We start from the raw sequence: 17,995 nt of genomic DNA, 5'->3' as shown, positions 1-17,995 counted from the left end.
GCCGGGCGACCGGGGAGAACCGCCATGAAAGGTTTCAGCAGCAAGACGGACAAGAAGGAGATCGACCTCCTCGAATACGTCCGGATCGTCCTCAAGCGCAAGTGGGTCCTGGTCGTCTTCACCGGGATCCTGGTCGCGCTCGCGGCCATCATGTCGTTCACCAAGACGCCGCTCTACCGGGCCACCGCCAGCCTGCTCATCGACGAGCCGGGGGCGAGCCTGCTCAACATCCAGGACGTCCTCAACGCCGGGGGCTACTACCGCAGCGACTACCTGGGCACGTACTTCAACACCCAGCTCCGGCTCCTGACCAGCCGGTCGCTGGCCGAGCGGGTGGCCAAGCGGCTAAACCTGGCGGCCCGGCCCGAGCTCAGGCAGGCCGGCGGCCCGCGCGCCGGGCTGCTGGCCGGCCTGAAGTCGGCGGTCACGTTCCGCTGGCTCTCCGGCCGCCGTGCCGGCGCCGCGGCCCCGCCCGCCGCCGCCGGGGCCTCCGCCGCGAGCTTCGCCTCGGTCGTCCAGGGCGGGCTCAGCATCGCCCCCGTTCCCGAGACGCGGCTCGTCAACGTCAGCTACGTCTGTCCCTACGCGGCCCTGTCCGCCGACATCGTCAACGCCGTGGTCGAGGAGTTCGTCAGCTTCTCCGTCGAGTCCCGCTACGAGGCGACCAAGCAGACCTCGGAGTTCCTGACCGAGCAGACGGCCCAGCTCCGCGACGAGCTCAAGCGCAAGGAGGAGGACCTCCAGAAGTACGGCCAGGAGAAGAACCTCCTCTACCTCAGCGACAACGAGAGCACGGTCGTCAACAAGTTCGCCGACGTCAACACGGCCCTGACCACGGCCCAGATCGAGCGCTACGCCAGGGAGTCGGCCTACCTCGAGCTCAAGAACCTCAACGTCGACAGCCTGCCGGAGTCGGTCAGCAACCCGACCATCCAGGCGCTGCGGACGACCTACACCCAGGTCAAGTCCGACTTCGAGGAGAAGGGCCGCATCTACCGGCCCGAGTATCCCGAGATGGTCCAGCTCAAGGCCAGGCTCGAGGCCACCCGCAACACGCTGCAGGAGGAGATCCGCAAGGCCGTCGACGGCGCCGAGTCCGAATATCGCGCCGCCCTCAAGAAAGAGAATTCCCTGCGGGGGCTCCTCGACGAGCAGCGGGGCGACGTCACGCGGATGAACAAGAACGCCATCTTCTATCACACGCTGAGGACCGAGGTCGAGAACATGCGCACCCTCCTCAGCACGCTGGTGGCCAAGCAGAACGAGATCCAGGTCTCGAGCCAGCTCGGCGGCCTGCGGACGAGCAACATCAAGGTCGTCGACCGGGCCCTCGTGCCGCCGGGCCCGTTCACGCCCGACATCCGCCGCAACCTGCTCATGGCCCTCCTGGCCGGCCTGTTCGGCGGGCTGGGCCTGGTCTTCCTCATCGAGTACCTCGACAACACGGTCAAGGGGCCCGAGGACGTGGAGAAGGTGGCCGGCCTGCCGTCCCTCGGCGTCATCCCGTATCTCTCGGCCGAGGCGGGCCGGAAGAAGTCAGACGTCTACGGCTCCTACCGCTCCTACGGCGCCGAGGAGGCCAAGGGCGCCGAGGGCCCGCCCGCGGTCCGGGAGATCGAGCTCATCAACCACCTCTATCCCAAGTTCTCCATCGCCGAGGATTACCGGACGGTCCGGACCTCGATCCTGTTCTCTCACGCCGACGGCTCGCCGAAAACGATCGCCTTCACCAGCACCCTGCCCCAGGAGGGCAAGACGGCCACGGTCTCCAACCTGGCCGTGTCCTTCGCCCAGCTCGAGGGCCGGGTCCTCCTCATCGACGCCGACCTGCGCAAGCCCCGCCTGAGCAAGGTCTTCGCCCTGCGGAACGCCAACGGCCTCAGCAGCTACCTGGCCGGCAAGAGCTCCTTCGAGGAGGTCGTCCAGAAGACCAGTATCGAGAACGTCTGGACGGTCCCGAGCGGCCCGCACCCGCCGAACCCGGCCGAGCTGCTGAACTCGAAGCGGATGAAGGAGCTCCTGGCCCGGGCCAAGGACGAGTTCAGCGTGGTCCTGCTCGACACGCCGCCGGTGCTGGCCGTCATCGATCCGGTCATCGTCAGCTCGCTCGCCGACTCGACCGTCTTCGTGGTCCGGGCCGGCAAGACGACGCGGCGGTCCCTGCAGCGGGCCGTCGAGGAGGTCCGCCGGTCCAAGGCCGACATCATCGGCGTCGTCTTCAACGAGGTCCGCGTCGGGCGGCAGGCGATCGGCACGCCGTTCTACCATTACTACGAATACGAGTACGAGTCCGCCGAGCCGAAGGATGCCGGCGACCGGGCCGGGTCCGGCGCCGCGGCCAGGAGCGGGGATCCGGGGCGTTCATGAAAAAGAAGATCCTCGAATACGGGCTCCTGGCCCTGCTCCTCTGGAGCCCGCTGCCCGCGGCCTCGGTCGAGGAGTGGTCGATCTTCGTCATCGAGCTCGTCGCGGCCGTCCTGGCCGGGGCCTACCTCCTCCTCGACCCCAAGCCGGGCCTCAATCCGCGCCTGGCGCCGGTCGTCCGGAAGGCGGCGCCGATCGCCGCGGCGCTCTTCGGCTTCCTGGCCCTCCAGGTCGTGCCGCTGCCGGCCTGGCTCGTCCGGATCCTCTCGCCCGGGAGCTACCACTTCCGCGAGATCTACGCCCCGGAGTTCGCCAAGATGAAGTTCATGACCCTGTCGATCGCCCCCGCTTCGACCGTCGCCGCCGGGCTCTTCCTGGCCGCGCTCGTCATCCTCGGCGCCCTCGTCCTGCGGACGGTCGTCCGCGGCCGGCAGATCCGGACTATCCTGGCGGCCCTGGCCGCTGCCGGCGTCTTCCAGGCCATGTACGGGCTCTTCGAGCTGACCCGCGAGAGTCCGCGCCTCCTTTTCTATAAGAAGCTGTTCAGCCCGGAATCGGTGACCGGGACGTTCGTCAACCGCAACCACCTCTCCGGCTACCTGGAGATGATCGTGCCCCTGGCCCTGGGCCTGGCCCTGGCCCGGATGAACATGATGACCTTCGGCGTCAAGGGCTTCCGCGAGAAGCTGATGCTCTGGACGTCCAAGGGCGTCCTGGCCAACGTCCTCATCCTGGCCGGCGTCGTGGTCATGTCCCTGGCCGTCATCCTCTCGAACTCCCGGTCCGGGGCGGCCGTCCTGGGCTTCTCCGTGTTCCTCTTCCTCGGCCTCTCGGTCGCGGCCTTCAGCCGGACCGGCTTCCGCCAGCCCTGGATCGGCAAGCCCGTCCGCTGGACGTTCCTGTGCGTCACCGTCCTGGCCGTCGCCGTCGGCGTCGGCTCGACCATCCGCCGCTTCTCGCTCGACTCGCTCCTCCGCGAGGACCGGCCCCAATACTGGGCCAACACGGTCGAGATCATCGGCGACTTCCCGCTCTTCGGCACGGGGCTGGGGACGTTCGCCTCGGCCTACGGCGCTTACGAGAAGACAGCCTCGTCGGAGCTCCTCCTGACCCACGCCCACAACGACTTCCTCGAATACGCCGCCGAGCTCGGCCTGGTCGGCTTCGCCCTCCTGGCCGGAATGATCCTCTATCTCGCCGTGTCGGCCTTCCTGGCCTGGCGGCAGCGGCGGAACCCCCAGGCGCGGGCGCTGGCCCTCGGGGGGCTCGTGGCCCTGGCCGGGGCCGGCCTTCACGCCGTCACGGATTTCAACCTGCACGTCCCGGCCAACATGGTCCTGTTCGCCGTCGTCCTGAGCCTGACGCTGGTCATGGCCTACTACCGGAAGACTTGAGGTCCGCCGTGAAGAAGAAGATCCTGTCGCTCGCCGGGCTGGCGGTCCTCGTGGCCGTCCAGGCCGCGGTGGCCCGAAACGCCTGGCTGTGCTGGCGGGCCCGGGGCGTCGAGTCCCTCCCGGAGGCCAAGATCCGCCTCCTCCGGCGGGCCGACCGCCTCTTCCCCTGGAACGAGGCCGTGCCTTTCGAGCTCGGCAAAGCCTATTTCCAGCAGGGCGCGGAGGCCCTGGGCGACCCGGCGGCGCGCGACCGCCTGTTCGGGCTGTCGCAGGCCTCGTTCCTGCGCTCGCTGCGGCTCAACCCGGCCTCGCCGGCCGCCCATTTCGAGCTCGGCCAGACGCTCCTTTATATGAGCTACCTCGGCCGGCCGGCGCCCCTGCGCTACTTCGACGAGTACCGCCGGGCGGCCGAGCTCACCGGGCACAACAGCCAGATCCGCTATGACGCGGGCAAGATCCTGCTCGGCCGCTGGCCGGACCTCGCGCCGGAGGAGCGGGATTTCGTCGCCGGCCTTCTCCGGAGCTCGCTGGCCGGGCGCGACCAGGATCGCCTTGTCGATTTCCTGGAAACCTGGAACGTCACGCTCCGGGATTACGACCTGGCCGGCCGGGTTCTGCCGGACGAGGCCGGCGCGCTCAGGACCTACGCCCGCTTCCTGGGGGAGCGGGCGCTCTCCCTCGAGGCCCGGCAGGCGGCGCTGGCCCGGGCCGACGCCCTCGAGGTGGCGCTGGCCAGGGCCGATCTCGACCAGGCCCGTCGCGAGGCCGATTCCTTCCGGACGGCGGAGGCCTCGGCTCGCTGCTCGACGGCCGTCGAAGCCCTCGGCTCCGTCCGCTTTTACCAGGACTTGGCCGGCCGGCCGCTCTTCGACCCCCGGGAATACGCCGAGGCGCGCCGGGGCGCCCGGCGGCTCCTGGCCATGAACCGCATCGACGAGACCCGGTCGTTCGCGGACCGGGACGGAACGATCGCGGCCTATCTCGCGGTCGAGGACGATTTCACCGCCCTGAGCGAGTTCGAGACCTTCATCAAGGAACGCGGGCTCCTCGCCGAGTCCGACCGGGATTCCCCCTTCAAGGACCTCGAGACGCTGGCCTTCCGCCTGGCCCTCGACTTCCAGCTGAACCGCTACCGGGACATCGCCAGGATGGGCGCGCTGCTCTCGTCGAGCTCGCTTGTCATCGCCCCCTCGGGGCGGCCGAGCTACGTCCGCATCCTCAAGCTCATCGGCGAATCGAACTTCAAGCTGGATAACATCTACGAAGCCGAGCGGTATTACCGCGCCGCCCTCGAGACCGTCCCGGACGACCTGGGGGCGCTCCTGGGCCTGGAGCGCTGCTACGGCCGCCTGAACGACGAGGCCAAGGCCGCCGAGGTCCGCCGGGCCGTCGACCGGCTGACCAGCCCGCCGTCGATCGATCTGGGGGGCCGCCCCGTCCCCAAGGGGGGGTCGTTCAAGATCGACCTCGTCACGGGGGGCGGCCGGCGGACCGTCCGCCTGGAATTCGCGCCGGCCGGGCCGTCCGGCCGGGCCCTCGTGTCCGTCTTCCTGGACGGCCGCGTCGTCTGGGAAGGTTATGGGGAGGCTGGATTCGCGGAATTCGCCGCGACCCTGGCTCCGGGGTCGTCGACCCTCGAGGCGGCGTCCGTCAGCGACACGGTCAGCCTCGTCCGCCTGACGATCTCCGGGCCCGGAGCGACGTAACCATCATATCCGATGGAGATGGAGCGGGTTATGGGCCTTGACAAGGGCCCGATCGGACGCTTATCATATTTATTGCCAAGGAGGAAGCCCATGAGGCGAGGTGCCAAGGGTGTATTGTGGGGATTGGCTTTTGTGCCGATCCTTATCCTGTTTTCATCGTTTGCGGCCGCCCAGGAGCCCGGCACGGGCAACCTGGTGGGGTTCGTCTACGGCCAGGACGGTTCGTCGCCCGTCGCGGGGGCGGTCGTCGTCGTCCGGAACCTGACGACCGGGATCATGACCGAAGCCGCCGCTTCCGACGCCCTGGGCTCGTTCAGGATCCAGGGGCTCGGCCCCGGGCTTTACGCCTTGGGCGTGAAGTCGGCGTCGCGGACGTTCAACTCCCAGGACTTTTTCGGGATCACGGCCCTGCAGACCTCCAAGCTGGCCATCGCCCTGAACCCGTATGACAGCGTGGCCGCCGCCGGCGCCGCGGCCGTCATCAAGGAGCAGAAAGAGAAGGGCGAGGCCTTTGTCGGGCGGGTTGTCCGGTATCACCCGGACAGCAAGGAGGCCGAGATCCTGGTTGAGATCGGGCTGATCCAGGTCGAGGACCGGATCCATGTCAAGGGCCAGGTCACGGACTTCTACCAGGACAACCGGGCCCTCAAAGCCTACGGGGCCAGGACGAAGCGGGTCACCTCCGGCTACACGGCCCTGCTCAAGACGGCCAAGCCGTGCCAGGAGGGCGACTTCGTCTACGTCGTCTGCAAGCGCGGCGTTCCGCCGTTCTTCCTGGCGCCGCTCGGCGTCGCCGCGATCGTGGCCGGGGCCGTGCCCCTGTCCGCCACCTTCGAGGAAGAGCACGCCTCTCCCTACAAGATCCGGAACGACTAGCGGGTCCTGACCCCGCCTTCGGACGGCGCGGCTCCCGCGCCCGGACATTCTTCCTTGAGCGAACATCTTCCCTTTGCCCTGCTCGCGCACTGCGCCCGCCCCGGCTGCGACGCCGGAGCGGCGGGGGAGGCCGTCCGCCTGGCCGGCGAGATCCGGGATTGGGACCGGGTCCTGAGCCGGGCCGGGAGGGAAGGCCTTCTGCCGCTCGTCTACTGGACGCTGCGCGACCGCGCCGAGGCCATGCCGGGTTCCGCCCGTGACCGGCTCCGGCTCGCCTACCTGAGGAACCTCGGCCGGGCGAGCCAGGTCTACCGCGAGCTCGAGCCGGTCCTGGCCTCTCTCCGCCGGGCCGGCCTACGCGCCGCCCTGACCAAGGGCGCCCGGCTGGCCATCGACGTCTATCCCGACATCGCCCTGCGCCCCTTCTGGGACATAGATTTCATCGTCCATCCCTCGGACTGGGGGGAGGTGCGGCGCCTCATCGTCCATCTCGGCTTCGCCGAGGTTTCGGGCCGGCCGGAAGGGGAGAGCGTCCCGCCGGACCGGCCGCTCGACTGGATGTTCTCCCCCTACTTCAAGAAGGGCTCGCTATTCCTCGAGTTCCACGCCCATCCCCTCGGTCTCCACTTCCCGAGGCGGGGGGAAGACGGCTTCTGGTCCTCGGCGGGCCGCCTGGCGGTCCGGGGCACCGAGGCCCTGGTCCTGCCGGCGGAGAACGAGCTCTGCTATCTCTGCGTCCACGTCCAGCAGCACTCGTACGACCGGCTCATCTGGCTGGCCGACATCGCCCGGCTGGCGGGGCGGCCGGAGCTCGATTGGGACTGGATCTGCCGCATCGCCGGCGACGAGCGGATCAGGGGTCCGGTCTTCTACGGCCTCCACCTGGCGGAGAGGCTCTGGCCGGGGTCCGTCCCGGCGTCGCCGCGGGCCGCCCTCCGTCCCGGGCCGGTCGAGTCGGCCGGGCTCCGGCTGCTCTGGCCCGAGGCCGCGACGGCCGCCCGGCGGGAGGCGCCGGCCTGGCCGTACTACATGCCCTCGATCTTCTCGCTCTGGGAGCGCCGCGATCCGGTCCTGGCGGCGCGGACCCTGAGGGAGATCTTCTTCCCGCCCCGGGCCTGGCTGGCCTCGGCGACCGGCGTCGCCGCATCCTCGCCCCGGATCTGGTGGCGCTACCTCGAACGGGTCTTCCGGCCGGCCGTCACCGCGGCCCGGCGGATAACGGGCGCGAAGTGAGATGAGCGAAACGCCGGCCGTTCTCGTCCAGGGCCTGGTCAAGAGGTACCCGGTCTTCCGCGGCTTCCGGGAGCTTATCCGCCATCCCCTCGACCGGCGCACGGTGACCGCGCTCGACGGGCTCGACCTCGAGATCGGCCCCGGCCGGGTCTTCTGCCTGCTCGGGCCGAACGGGGCGGGCAAGACCACGCTCGTCAAGATCCTGGCCGGGCTCGTCCTGCCGGACGGCGGCCGGGCCCTGGCCGGCGGCCGCGACGTCGCCCGCGAGCCCGGACCGGCCCGGTCGGCCGTCGGCTGCGCGATCGGCGACGAGCGGAGCTTCTACTGGCGCCTGACCGGCCGGCAGAACCTCGAGTTCTTCGGCGCCCTCTACGGCCTGCGCGGGCCGGCCCGCGGCCGGCGGATCGACGAGCTGCTGCGCCTCGCCGGTCTCGAAGAAGCCGCCGATCTCCGCTTCAGCGGCTACTCGACCGGCATGCGCCAGATGCTGTCCCTGGCCCGGGCGCTGCTCGCCGACGCGGCCATCCTGCTCGTCGACGAGCCGACGCGCTCGCTCGATCCCCAGGCCGCCGACCGGGCCCGGGCCTTCCTCCGCGGCGAGCTGGCAGGCCGCCGGGGCAAGACCATCCTCTGGGCCACCCACGATCTCGGCGAGGCCGCCGACTGCGCCGACGACATCGCCGTCATCAGCCGCGGCCGCATCCGCCTGAGCGGCCCGGCCGCGTCCCTGGCCGCGGGCGGGCGCGGGGCCCTGCGCCGGGCCTATGAACAGGCCGTCGGCGAGGCGGAGGGCCGGCCGTGAGCGGCGTCCTGGGCGCCTTCCTCCGGCGCGATTTCCGGGAGGCCGTGACCTACAAGTTCTCGTTCGTCTCGTCCATCGTCGGCATCCTCCTCTCGCTGGCGACGTTCTACTTCGTGGCCAAGCTGGTGCCTCCGGGTTCGCCGTCGCTCGGTCCGTTCGGCGGCGATTATTTCTCCTTCGCCGTCGTCGGGGTAGCCTTCTCCGGGCTCCTGGGCATGTTCCAGGAGGGACTGAGCGCGGTCATCCGGAGCGCCCAGCTGTCGGGGACGCTCGAAGCGCTGCTCGTGACCCCGGTGCCGATCCCGGTCATCCTGTTCGGCTCGTCGCTCTATTCGCTCCTCTTCCAGATCTTCCGGACCGCGCTCCACCTGGCCGTGGCCGCAGCCTTCTTCGGCCTGGCCTTCGGCCGGATTGACTTCGCCGGCGTCGTCGCGGTCGGCCTGCTCACGGTCGTCTGCTTCCTCAGCGCCGGCGTCCTCTCGGCCAGCTTCATCCTCGTCTACAAGACCGGCAACCCCTTCAGCTGGATCCTGGGCACGGTCTCGGGCCTGCTCGGCGGCGTCGTCTTCCCCGTCTCCCTCCTGCCGCCGTGGATCCGCTGGGCGTCGTCCCTGCTGCCCGTCACCTACGCCCTCGACGGCATGAGGAAGTCGCTCCTGGCCTCGTCGCCGTTCCGGGCCGTCCTGCCCGACATCGTCGCCCTGGCCGTCTTCGACGTCCTTCTCGTGCCCCTCAGCCTGGCCGCCTTCCGCCTGGCCGTCCGCAAGGCCAAGAAGGACGGCACCCTCTCTCATTACTGATCCCTCCCGTTTCCCGTCCGTCCCCGCGCTCCGGGGATCCTCTCCAAAGGCCGCGAACGGCCTGTTTTCTCCGATCCCCTTATCTGCTAACATAAGGGCGGAAGCACGTCATGATGTTTCGATCGAGAGCCCCGCGCCCGTCCGCCTGGGCGGCTGGAGCGGTCCTGATTGCCGGCGCGGCCCTGGCCGTCTTGGCCGAGGTGCCGCCCGAGGTCCGGGCCAAGGCTGCCCCGGTCTTCGCCGCCCTGGACAGGATCCAGGCCGAGGCCCGGCAGCTTTCTCCCTCCCGGAAGAAGCCCGTCCCGGCCGTTCCCGCGGCCGCGCCGGGATCGCGCCGCCTGACCTTCAGCGAGGACGAATTCAACGCCTACACCGCCTGCCGGCTCGAGGCCGAGGGCGGCCCGTACGTCAAGGGCGCCGTGCTCAAGCTCCTGGCCGGCGACAAGGTCGAGGGCCGCATCAGCATCGACCTGGGCCAGCCCCAGGCCGGCGGCGTCCTGCCGCAGAAGCAGGACCTGCTCTTCGCCGCCCATATCCAGACCGGGGACGGCAGGATCCGCATCACCATGGACAAGCTTTTCCTGGGCGCCCAGGAGATCTCGCCCGCCTTCATCGACCTGGTCATCGGCGTCGTCGCCCGCCTCCAGGGCGTCGCGCCGACGTCCCTCGACGATTGGTACGAGCTGCCGCACGGCGTCCTGCGCCTCGAGACGCGGCCCGGCCAGGTCGTCGTCATCTACTGACATGATCAGGATCATCAGCGGCATCTACAAGGGGCGCCGTCTCAAGCTCGTGCCCAGCACCTCGGTCCGCCCGATGCAGGACAAGGTCAAGGGGGCCCTCTTCAGCATCGTCGGCGGCCGGCTGCCCGGCGCGGCCTGTCTCGACGGCTTCGCCGGCACGGGCTCGATCGGGCTCGAGGCCCTGAGCCGCGGCGCGGCGAAGTGCGTCTTCGTCGACGAGTTCTATCCGGCGGTCAAGGTCATCCGCGCCAACATCGCCCGGTGCGGGGCCGAGGAGAAGTCCGTCGTCCTCCACCGGGAGTTCAACCGGGCCGTCATCGACCTGGCCGGGGAGGGGGTGCGCTTCGACGTCATCTTCCTCGATCCGCCCTACCGGCTCCTGGAGGAGCGGAACCCGCTCAAGGTCATCCGCAAGCGCGGCCTGCTCAAGCCCGGCGGCCTGATCGTCCTCCGCCATTTCTTCAAGATCAAACCCAAGCTCGGCGACTTCAAGCTCGAGCGCCGGGTGGACATGGGCGACGACATCCTGGAGCTGTTCACTTCCCTGCCGTCCGGTCCGGGCGCCGGAACCGCCGCCGAGGCCGCCGTTGAGGCCGCGGCCGAAAGCGCCCCGCCGAAGCGGTCCGGGACCCGCTTGCCCGCGAAGCGGCGTTCCCTTAAAATAGGGACATGAAGAAGGCCGGGGCGGCTGATCCTTTCTGGGACGAATCCCCGATCGTTGACGAGTCCGACATCTTCACCGAGCTCCATGTCACGCAGGGGAGCTCCCTCTTCCTCGGCCGCTACTCGCTCAACGAGGTCCTGGCCGTCCTCAACAAGAAGGGCTTCCTCAAGGAGGCCCGCAAGCGCTTCCTCTGGCCGCTGGCCTACGATCTCGACTCGTCCGAGTACCCGACACAGCGGCTGCAGATCTTCCTGCGCGAGCCCGCCCCGGACAACCTGATCGTCGACATAAAGGTCAAGGAGTGCGACTTCATCGCCAGGCAGACCGCGGACGGCCTGCCCGCGCTGCCGCCGCAGCGGGCCCTGGCCTTCGAGTGGCTGACCATACAGAACCCCCTGGTCAAGCCGGGCGAGCCGTTCTCGCCCATGCCCGGCCAGACCCGGCCCGGCCTGAGCCTACGGGCCAAGATCAAGGACCTGTTCGTCTACCTCGGACGCCTGACGCACAAGGACTGCCTCCTGGCCTTCCCGGCCTATTTTCACAACGGGGTGCTCTTCTCGCGCTACTTCCACTTCTGGGACCCGCTCAAGGAGGCCGAGCTCCTGGCCATCCGCCGGGAGTTCCGCCACATGCCTTTCCGCCAGCTGGCCTGGGTCGTCCACCTGAACTGCCTGCGGCGGGCCGACGGCAGCGTCTTCGAGTGGCAGGCCGCCGAGCAGCTCTTCCCCTTCACCCGCCCGCTCAAGGAGTATTTCGACTCCCGGCGCTATAAAGAGGTCGTGAAAACGGGGCTGAAGGCCCTGTCCTTCACCGTCGACAAGGACGAATTCGAGAGGAAATCCGCCGACATCCCCACGCTTTGCGGCGGCGCATAGATTCTGCTATAATACCGCGCTCAAGGAGATCGTCCATGAAAAAAGACGTCCATCCCGAATACCAGGACTGCCTCGTGACCTGCGCCTGCGGCAGCACGTTCATGACGCGGTCAACGAAGAAGGAGATCCGGGTCGAGATCTGCTCCCAGTGCCACCCCTTCTTCACCGGCAAGCAGAAGTTCATCGACAGCGCCGGCCGGGTCGAGAAGTTCAAGAAGAAATTCGGCGACGCCAAGGACTTCCGGAACCGGAACATCAAGAACCTGGCGAAGACCAAGAAATCCTCGCGTTGATCCGCGACCGATGATCCCTGAACTCCAGGCGATCGAGGATAAATACCGTCAGCTGACCGCCGCCCTCTCCGACCCCGCGATCGCCGCCAATCCGCAGAAGATCCGCGAGCTGGCCAAGGAACGGGCCGAGCTCGAGCCCGTCTACCGCAAATTCCAGGAGTGGACGCGCGTCCGCAAGGACCGCGCCGAGACCCAGGCCCTCCTGGCCGACCCGGCCAGCGAGCCCGACCTCAGGCGCCTGGCCGAGGGCGAGGCCGCGGACCTGGAGGCCCGGGAGAACGCTCTGGCCGGCGAGCTCCGGACCCTGCTCCTGCCCAAGGACCCCAACGACGGGAAGAACGTCATCCTGGAGATCCGGGCCGGGGCCGGCGGCGACGAGGCCTCGCTCTTCGCCCAGGACCTATTCCGCATGTACGCCCGGTTCGCCGAGAAGCGGGGCTGGAAGCTCGAGGTCGTCGACACCAGCTTCTCGCCGGTCGGCGGGGTCAAGGAGGCCATCGCCGAGATCCGCGGCGCCGGCGCCTACGCGTTGCTGAAGTACGAGAGCGGCGTCCACCGCGTCCAGCGCGTGCCGAAGACCGAGGCGGCCGGCCGCATCCACACCTCGACCGCTACTGTGGCCGTGCTGCCGGAAGCCGAGGAGATCGACCTCAAGATCGACCCGAAGGACCTCAAGATCGAGGCCTTCGGCTCGTCGGGCCCGGGCGGCCAGAACGTCAACCGGAACTACACGGCCATCCGCATCACCCATAAGCCGTCCGGCCTCGTCGTCTCCTGCCAGGACGAGAAATCCCAGCACCGGAACAAGGAGAAGGCCCTCCGGGTCCTGCGCTCGCGGCTCATGGACATCGCCGAGCGGGAGCGGCAGGCCAAGATCGCCGACCACCGCCGCTCCCAGGTCGGGACGGGGGAGCGGAGCGAGAAGATCCGGACCTACAACTTTCCCCAGTCGCGCATCACCGACCACCGCCTGAACGAGAACTTCCACAACATCGAAGCCGTCCTGGACGGGGACCTCGACGAGATCCTGGGACATCTCGTCAGCCAGGCCCAAGCCCAGGCGCTGGGCGAAACCGCTCCCGAGGGCGGCCAGGCCAAGGACGTTGGACGCTAACACGACGACCCTAAGCGAACTCTTCCGCACCGGCGCCGCCCTTCTCGGCGGCCGGCCCCAAGCCCTCCTCGAAGCCAAGGTCCTCCTGCTGCGCGCGGCCCGGCTGACGGAGGAGCGCTACCTGGCCGCCCCGGACAGGCCGTGCCCGCCGCAGGCCGAGGCGTTCTTCAGGCGCCTGGTCGAACGGCGGCTGGCGGGCGCGCCGCTGGCGCACCTCGCCGGGACCAGGGAGTTCTGGTCCCTCCCGTTCGAGGTGGGCCCGTCCGTCCTCGTGCCGCGGCCGGAGACCGAGGGCCTGGTCGAGAAGGTCCTCGAGCTCTCGAGCCGGGAGGACGAGGACATCGTCGACGTCGGGACGGGCAGCGGCTGCATCGCCGTCGCCCTGGCCCGGGAGCTGCCGCGGGCCCGGATCCGGGCCGTGGACGTCTCCGAGAGGGCGCTGCGGGTGGCCCGGAGGAACGCGGCCCGCCACAAGGCCCGGCGCATCGAGTTTCTGCGGAGCGACCTGCTCTCGGCCTTCCGCGGCAGCGGCCTCAAGTTCGATTTCATCGTCTCGAACCCGCCCTATGTCTCGCGCGCCGAGTGGGAGGTCCTGCCGGCCGACGTCCGGGACTTCGAGCCGCGACGGGCCCTGTTCGCGGGGGAGTCGGGGCTCGACGTCATCGAGCGGCTGGTCCGGCGCTCCGGGTCCTTCCTGAAGCCCGGCGGCTACCTCATCTTCGAGATCGGCGAAGGGCAGAGGGACAGGGTGCTGGGGCTTTTCGGCAGGCGCTGGACCGAGATCGAGACGGCCTGGGACCTGGCCGGCAAGCCCCGCGTCATCACCGCCCGCCGGGCCTGAAGCCGGGCCGTTGCGGGCGGGGTCGCCCGACAGGCTGTCATTGAATGATCTCCTGGACTCCGGACGCCGACCTGTGATAGATACACGCTCTTATTCCGGGCCGATCAGTTTCGCACAGGAGGTGGCCGATCATGGGACCAAGCATGGGCCGGACCCCGATCCCCATCCTCCTGGCGCTCGCGGCGGCCGTGACGGCGCTGCCGCCGAGGGCCTCCGGCCAGCAGGCGATGTGCCGGGAAACCCTCGACGCCTGGCTCCGCGACCGCGGCCTGAACGCCCGCTGGAACGGCGGTCATACGGCCGTCATCATGGTCCGCGGCGGCGTCGAGTACATCTGCACCTGTCCCGACCAGAACCGTCCGCCCGTTTGCAGGCCGGCAGGCTCGGGCGGTTCGGGAGCGGCGGGTCCCGATGCCGTATCGTCCGGCCAGATCGCCGAGAGGGCGATCCAAAACATCGTGTCGGGGCTCATCGGCGGCCTATTCAGGTCGTCCGCCAAGGATGACGCCGAGTCGGAAGCCGCCGCTCTCCGGGCCCGCGAGGCGGCGCTCCGGGATCAGGAGGCAGAGCGGCAGAAAGCCGTCGCCAGATGGGAGGCCTTCGAGGCCGGAGAGCTGAAGCGGCTCGAAAAGGCCCGCCGGCAGGGGGGCGAAATGCTCGTCCCTGCGGGCGGCGCCAATGCCCCTCTCGTGCCTTTCCAGCCGGTCGCCGCGGCATCGGTCCGGGGCAAGGAGCCCGGATCGGCCGCGGACCGGGCTCGCTGCGCCGCCTACTTTTCCGAACGGGCCCGCGACCTTGCGGCCCGGGGGAAGAACGACGAGGCCGAGTTCATGACCCTCCAGGCCCAGAAGGCCATGTCCGGCGAACCCCTTGACGAGCCCTGCCGGGCGAAGGCGAGCGCCGGTCCGGCCGCGGGGCCAGTTGCCGCCACGGAGGTCATGGACCAGTACAGGAACCAAGTGCGGGCGCTCCTCGACACTTCGCGGAAGCTTATCGAAGTGAGACGGCAGAAGGTCGACGCGGAGGCCGACCTCCTCGAAGCCCGGACGAGGATCGCCGACCTCAAGCAGCGGGCCGAAACCGCTTCCAGCCCGAAAGATGCGCGGGAGGCCGACGCCCTGCTCAAGGAGCTCGAGGCCGTCAAGGGCGAGGCCGAGAACCGGCTGAAGATCGCCTCGGACAACGAGAGCGGCCTGCTGGAGGAGGCGAAGCGGGCCGGCGACCAGGCCCGCGAGCTCGAATCCAGGCTCGGGCCGGCCGGGAACGGAAAGTGAGCCGGCGATGACCGGGGATCAGGCTGTTCGACGGACGGTCTCCGCCGGGCTCCTCCTGGGCGTTCTCGCCGGGGCGTCCGGCTTGGCGGCCCAGGACCGGAAGGGAGTGTCCGCCTATTCCGCGGGGGACTTCGAGAAAGCCACCGCCATCTTCGGCGATGCGGCCGCGAGAAGCAAGGACGCCGAGACGCGATGCAGGAACCTGCTGATGATGGCCCGGTCCTGTCGGGCCGCCGGCCGCGCCGGCGAAGCGGTCCTCGTCTACCGGGAAGTCCTGGCGCGCGTCGAGCAGGGCTGGACCTGGGTTTCCTCCCGGAAGATCAAGAGAGATTTGGGCTGGGCCCTCCTCGAATCCGGCGATCCGGCCAGTGCCGTCGCGAGCTTTGCCGAAGCCGTGACCGACGCCCTCGTCCGGGAGCGGCCGACGGACGCCGCCGAAGCTTATGCGGGGCTAGCCGAGGCCTATCGAGCCGGCGGATCGCCGGATGACGCCCTCGCGGCGCAGAAGAGCGCGGTCGAGCTCTCTCCCCGGGACCCGCGCATGTATCTGGCGTTGGCCTCGATCTACGTGGGGATGAGGCGCTACGGGGACGCCTTGGCCGCCGCGAACTGCGCCGCCGATATCAACCTCGACGCCATAAGCCGGCGCGCCGCCGGGCCGGCCGCCGCGGGCGGGGCCGGCGACGGCCGGCTCGACGCCGAGTGCTTCCTGACGGCAGGCTCCGTCCGCCTGGCGATGGGGGACCTGAAAGGCGCCCTGAACGAGTTCTCGAAGGCCGAGGGCTGGGTGAGGAACAACCCCTGGCCGGTCCATGGCCAAGGCCTGGTCCATGAACGGGCCGGCCGGTTCCCTGAGGCGGCGGCCGCCTGGGACAAGGCCGTCGCGCTGGTCCCGGCCGGGTCGAAGGCCTCAGCCACGCTCCTCGGCTGCCGCAGCCGCGTCCGCCGGGAGATGGGCGATCGGGACGCGGCGCGCCGCGACGCCGAGGCGGCCTGCGCGGCCGCTCCCGGGGACGGCGACGCGCGGACGGCCCTGGCCGCCGTGCGGCTCGACGAAGGCCGGCCCGACCAGGCCCTCGGCCTGCTCCTGTCCGTGAAGGGCGATCCGCGCGCCCGCCTGCTCGAAGCGAGGGCCTGCGCGGCGAAGGGCGATCTCGAACGGGCCGGCGCGATCCTCGCCAAGGTGCGGGCCGCGGAGCTGATGGCCCCCCGGGCCGACCTGGCGAACGCTTTGGCCGCCCTTTTCGAAGCTTCGCGAGACCTCGTCCGGGAGAGGCTGGAAAAGGCGGACGCCGCGGCGGCGGCCGGCCGGCGGGCCGAGGCCTTGGCCGGATACGCCTGCGCCGTGCGCTTCGCCGACACGACGACCGCCGCATCAGTTCGCGGGAAGGTCGAAGCCCTTTTCGCGGCCGATCCGTCGCTGGCCCGCCTGCCCGACGGGGCGCGGCGGCTGGCCCTGGGCGGCGACGCCCGCGTCAAACAAGGCCGGTTCCTCGACGCCCTCGATGAATACGGGGCGGCCCTCGGCCTGGCGCCCTTCGACCGCCGGCTCCTCGTCAACACCGCCCTTCTTTGCGGCCAGCTCGGATATTATCGCGCGGCCATCGGGCATCTGACGACCGTGATCGGGCTCGATCCCGAAGCGCCCTCCGCGACTGCGGCCCAGGCACAGATCTGGGCCTGGGAGCGCCTGCAGGAGCGCCGGTGAGACGCCGCGGCGGACCCGCGGGAGACTGGAGATGATGATGAAGAGGATCACGAAACCGAACCTGGCGGGCCTGGCCGTCCTGGCCTGCCTGCTGCTTGCCGGCTCGGCCTCGATCCTTCGCGGCCAGGCCGACCAGGACCCGGACGGGGCAAAGGCCTTTCTGCTCGGCGCCTATTTGAAGACGCAGACTGTCATCGAGCGGACAGAGGCCGATCTCGAGAAGGTGAAGCGGGACATCCAGGCGGACGACGGGCTCATCCGCAAGCTCGAGAACATCCGGTCGCGGGCCAGGCAGGCGAACGACGCTCGGGCCGAGAAGGCCGCCGAGGAGACGCTGCGGACGGCGCGGGCGGCCGGAACGAAGAACGAGGAGACATGGGCCGCGCTCGAGCGCCTGCGGGCGAGATCGATCGCTTCCCGGGATGCCCTGCGGGGCCGGATAGACGCGCTCGGCCGGACCCCGGGCCCGGATCCGCAGCTCCGCGGGCTCGTCTCCGACCTTTCCGGCAGCGTCCGGATCGCCAAGAAGAGCGGAGAGATCATCGACCCGGCCTCGGGCGGACCAGTCTTTCTCGAAACGGGGGACGCGATCACGACCGGGCCCGGCGGCCGGGCCGAGCTCCAAACCCTGGGAGGCCGCGCGGTTGTGCGCCTCGGAGGGGAATCCGAGATCAGGCTGGCAGGGGACACGGTCGACAAGCAGGCCATGGAGCTCGTCAAGGGCCGGATGTACTCCGCCGTGGACAAACCCGAGGAGCTGGAAGCCAGGCTGTCGGGGCCGAAGCCCGGCCGGCATTTCGAAGAGCCCGGCAGCCTCGACAAGCTGACGGAGAAACTCCTCAGACCCTTGCGGCGGCTGGCCCGGAAGTGGTTCGAGGTCATTCATAGTCCCACGGTCGGAAGCATCCGGGGAACCCGGTTCAGCTTCGAGGTCAAGAGCGACGGAGGAACGGAGCTCGCGGTCTACGAAGGCGAGGTCGAACTCCGCAATATCGTGAACGGCAAGACCGTCATCGTGGGCCAGGGCTTCAAGGCGACCGCCGCGCAAGACGGCATCTCGGAGCCGCTTAAAATGGAGACGATCGACGCCTGGTGGGAGAAGCAGCCCGGTACCGTAAGGTAACGGGCGCCCCGCGTCATCACCGCCAGCCGGGCCTGAGCCCGGGCCGCTGCGGGCCTTGGCCGCTCACCTCTTTCGGGCCATCCCGGCCTGATCCCTCCTTCAGAACGGGCCGTGCTCCGTCTTCAGCCCGGCCTCCCGCCGCTGCCGACCGGGGACACGCAGGTGCGCGTCCCCGCTGCTGTTGG

Annotated in this window: 16 protein-coding genes; all 16 read left to right on the top strand. The window is 69.7% G+C overall.

Annotated elements, in window-relative coordinates; translation table 11 throughout:
• Positions 1–24 precede the first annotated feature (24 nt).
• The 16 genes from ABFD52_09620 (at position 25) to ABFD52_09545 (ending at position 17,810) form a co-directional block, all read left to right on the top strand.
• Positions 25–2,367: a polysaccharide biosynthesis tyrosine autokinase gene (locus ABFD52_09620; protein ID MEN6561020.1), complete on the top strand. Its 2,343-nt coding sequence runs from the start codon at positions 25–27 to the stop codon at positions 2,365–2,367.
• Positions 2,364–3,758 carry an O-antigen ligase family protein gene (locus tag ABFD52_09615; protein ID MEN6561019.1) on the top strand — a complete coding sequence of 465 codons (1,395 nt, stop codon included), beginning with the start codon at positions 2,364–2,366 and terminating at the stop codon, positions 3,756–3,758. The genes ABFD52_09620 and ABFD52_09615 overlap by 4 nt, the downstream gene beginning before the upstream one ends.
• Before the next feature lie 8 nt (positions 3,759–3,766).
• Positions 3,767–5,464, top strand: coding sequence for a hypothetical protein (locus tag ABFD52_09610; protein ID MEN6561018.1), 1,698 nt, complete (start codon positions 3,767–3,769; stop codon positions 5,462–5,464).
• Positions 5,465–5,554: 90 nt separating this feature from the next.
• A complete protein-coding gene (locus ABFD52_09605) occupies positions 5,555–6,340 on the top strand; it encodes a carboxypeptidase-like regulatory domain-containing protein (GenBank protein ID MEN6561017.1) in 786 nt (261 codons plus the stop codon).
• Between the two features lie 54 nt (positions 6,341–6,394).
• Positions 6,395–7,573: a nucleotidyltransferase family protein gene (locus ABFD52_09600; GenBank protein MEN6561016.1), complete on the top strand. Its 1,179-nt coding sequence runs from the start codon at positions 6,395–6,397 to the stop codon at positions 7,571–7,573.
• A gap of 1 nt (position 7,574) precedes the next feature.
• Positions 7,575–8,375: an ABC transporter ATP-binding protein gene (locus tag ABFD52_09595; protein ID MEN6561015.1), complete on the top strand. Its 801-nt coding sequence runs from the start codon at positions 7,575–7,577 to the stop codon at positions 8,373–8,375.
• A complete protein-coding gene (locus ABFD52_09590; GenBank protein MEN6561014.1) occupies positions 8,372–9,175 on the top strand; it encodes an ABC transporter permease in 804 nt (267 codons plus the stop codon). The genes ABFD52_09595 and ABFD52_09590 overlap by 4 nt, the downstream gene beginning before the upstream one ends.
• 110 nt (positions 9,176–9,285) lie before the next feature.
• Positions 9,286–9,918 (top strand): hypothetical protein, encoded by a 633-nt coding sequence (locus ABFD52_09585; GenBank protein ID MEN6561013.1) that lies wholly within the window; start codon positions 9,286–9,288, stop codon positions 9,916–9,918.
• A 1-nt stretch (position 9,919) separates the two neighbouring features.
• Positions 9,920–10,591, top strand: coding sequence for a 16S rRNA (guanine(966)-N(2))-methyltransferase RsmD (gene rsmD, locus ABFD52_09580; GenBank protein ID MEN6561012.1), 672 nt, complete (start codon positions 9,920–9,922; stop codon positions 10,589–10,591).
• Positions 10,588–11,457 (top strand): hypothetical protein, encoded by an 870-nt coding sequence (locus tag ABFD52_09575; protein MEN6561011.1) that lies wholly within the window; start codon positions 10,588–10,590, stop codon positions 11,455–11,457. Before rsmD ends, ABFD52_09575 begins: the two co-directional genes overlap by 4 nt.
• 35 nt (positions 11,458–11,492) lie before the next feature.
• A complete protein-coding gene (gene rpmE / locus ABFD52_09570; protein MEN6561010.1) occupies positions 11,493–11,750 on the top strand; it encodes a 50S ribosomal protein L31 in 258 nt (85 codons plus the stop codon).
• A gap of 10 nt (positions 11,751–11,760) precedes the next feature.
• Positions 11,761–12,864: a peptide chain release factor 1 gene (gene prfA / locus ABFD52_09565; GenBank protein MEN6561009.1), complete on the top strand. Its 1,104-nt coding sequence runs from the start codon at positions 11,761–11,763 to the stop codon at positions 12,862–12,864.
• Entirely contained in the window at positions 12,854–13,705 is an 852-nt protein-coding gene (prmC, locus tag ABFD52_09560) for a peptide chain release factor N(5)-glutamine methyltransferase (GenBank protein ID MEN6561008.1), read from the top strand. The genes prfA and prmC overlap by 11 nt, the downstream gene beginning before the upstream one ends.
• 131 nt (positions 13,706–13,836) lie before the next feature.
• Positions 13,837–14,979: a hypothetical protein gene (locus ABFD52_09555; GenBank protein MEN6561007.1), complete on the top strand. Its 1,143-nt coding sequence runs from the start codon at positions 13,837–13,839 to the stop codon at positions 14,977–14,979.
• A 7-nt stretch (positions 14,980–14,986) separates the two neighbouring features.
• The gene (locus ABFD52_09550; GenBank protein ID MEN6561006.1) at positions 14,987–16,687 is read left to right on the top strand and encodes a tetratricopeptide repeat protein; all 1,701 of its coding nucleotides are present in this window, start codon (positions 14,987–14,989) and stop codon (positions 16,685–16,687) included.
• A 31-nt stretch (positions 16,688–16,718) separates the two neighbouring features.
• Entirely contained in the window at positions 16,719–17,810 is a 1,092-nt protein-coding gene (locus ABFD52_09545) for a hypothetical protein (GenBank protein ID MEN6561005.1), read from the top strand.
• The last annotated feature ends 185 nt before the right edge of the window (positions 17,811–17,995 follow it).

It is taken from the genome of Acidobacteriota bacterium, from assembly GCA_039683095.1.
Lineage (GTDB): Bacteria > Acidobacteriota > Aminicenantia > Aminicenantales > Saccharicenantaceae > RBG-16-66-30.
Note: the sequence above shows the minus strand (reverse complement) of the source record. Positions and strands in the feature narration are given on the sequence as shown.

What these genes read in the sequence shown, in the direction of transcription:
- ABFD52_09620 (MEN6561020.1), top strand. Translation starts at nt 25, where the DNA reads ATGAAAGGTTTCAGCAGCAAGACGGACAAGAAGGAGATCGACCTCCTC.
- ABFD52_09615 (MEN6561019.1), top strand. Translation starts at nt 2,364, where the DNA reads ATGAAAAAGAAGATCCTCGAATACGGGCTCCTGGCCCTGCTCCTCTGG.
- ABFD52_09605 (MEN6561017.1), top strand. Translation starts at nt 5,555, where the DNA reads ATGAGGCGAGGTGCCAAGGGTGTATTGTGGGGATTGGCTTTTGTGCCG.
- ABFD52_09595 (MEN6561015.1), top strand. Translation starts at nt 7,575, where the DNA reads ATGAGCGAAACGCCGGCCGTTCTCGTCCAGGGCCTGGTCAAGAGGTAC.
- ABFD52_09585 (MEN6561013.1), top strand. Translation starts at nt 9,286, where the DNA reads ATGATGTTTCGATCGAGAGCCCCGCGCCCGTCCGCCTGGGCGGCTGGA.
- rsmD (MEN6561012.1), top strand. Translation starts at nt 9,920, where the DNA reads ATGATCAGGATCATCAGCGGCATCTACAAGGGGCGCCGTCTCAAGCTC.
- ABFD52_09575 (MEN6561011.1), top strand. Translation starts at nt 10,588, where the DNA reads ATGAAGAAGGCCGGGGCGGCTGATCCTTTCTGGGACGAATCCCCGATC.
- rpmE (MEN6561010.1), top strand. Translation starts at nt 11,493, where the DNA reads ATGAAAAAAGACGTCCATCCCGAATACCAGGACTGCCTCGTGACCTGC.
- prfA (MEN6561009.1), top strand. Translation starts at nt 11,761, where the DNA reads ATGATCCCTGAACTCCAGGCGATCGAGGATAAATACCGTCAGCTGACC.
- ABFD52_09555 (MEN6561007.1), top strand. Translation starts at nt 13,837, where the DNA reads ATGGGACCAAGCATGGGCCGGACCCCGATCCCCATCCTCCTGGCGCTC.
- ABFD52_09550 (MEN6561006.1), top strand. Translation starts at nt 14,987, where the DNA reads ATGACCGGGGATCAGGCTGTTCGACGGACGGTCTCCGCCGGGCTCCTC.
- ABFD52_09545 (MEN6561005.1), top strand. Translation starts at nt 16,719, where the DNA reads ATGATGATGAAGAGGATCACGAAACCGAACCTGGCGGGCCTGGCCGTC.